1 pseudogene is annotated in these 680 nt (G+C 80.1%); it reads left to right on the top strand.

What is annotated here, in order from left to right:
* Positions 1–680 (top strand): annotated as a pseudogene (locus tag N415_RS33340) (PE family protein); the annotation flags it as partial.

Below are 680 nucleotides of genomic sequence, written 5' to 3'. Positions count from 1 at the left end.
GGCAACGGCGGCAACAGCGTCGGCGGGGCGGGCGGCGACGGCGGGGACGGCGGCAACAGCGGCAACGCCACCGTGAACGGCTCGGGCCTGGTGACCGCGGAAACCATCCGCGGCGGGAACGGCGGCAACGGCGGCAGCGGCGTCACCGGTGGCAACGGCGGCAACGGGGGCGGCGGCGGTAGCGCCATCGCCACCGGCACCACCAACGCCATCGCGATCGGCGGCGGTGGTGGTGGCGGCGGCGCCGGGGGCAACAGCACGGGCGGCGGTACCGGCGGCCACGGCGGCCAAGGCGGCAATGGGGGCGGCGTGGCCGCGACGGTCGGCCTCAGCTCCCTCGCCGCTGGCGGCGGCGTGGGCGGTGGTGGCGGTGGGTCCGCCGGCATCGCGGGCGGCCCCGGTGGTGGGGGCGGCGGTGGGGCCGGCGCCGATGTCACCACCTCCACCGCGACCAGTGGCGGCGGATTCAACGGCGCCACTGGCCAAGGCTCCGGCGGCGGGGCCGGCGGGGGCGGCGGCCAGCCCGCCGCCCTAAGCGGTACTGAAGTCGCCGCCGGTGGCGGTGGTGGTGGCGGCGGCGCTATCACCGGCGGCGCCGGTGGCGACGGCGGCCAAGGGGGCAGTGCCAATGGCGTGGCCCCCGGCGCCGGCGGGGCCGGGGGCACCGGCGGAGCCGGTGG

It is taken from the genome of Mycobacterium sp. UM_CSW (assembly GCF_000455205.1).
In the GTDB taxonomy this organism is placed as follows: domain Bacteria; phylum Actinomycetota; class Actinomycetes; order Mycobacteriales; family Mycobacteriaceae; genus Mycobacterium.
Note: the sequence above shows the minus strand (reverse complement) of the source record. Positions and strands in the feature narration are given on the sequence as shown.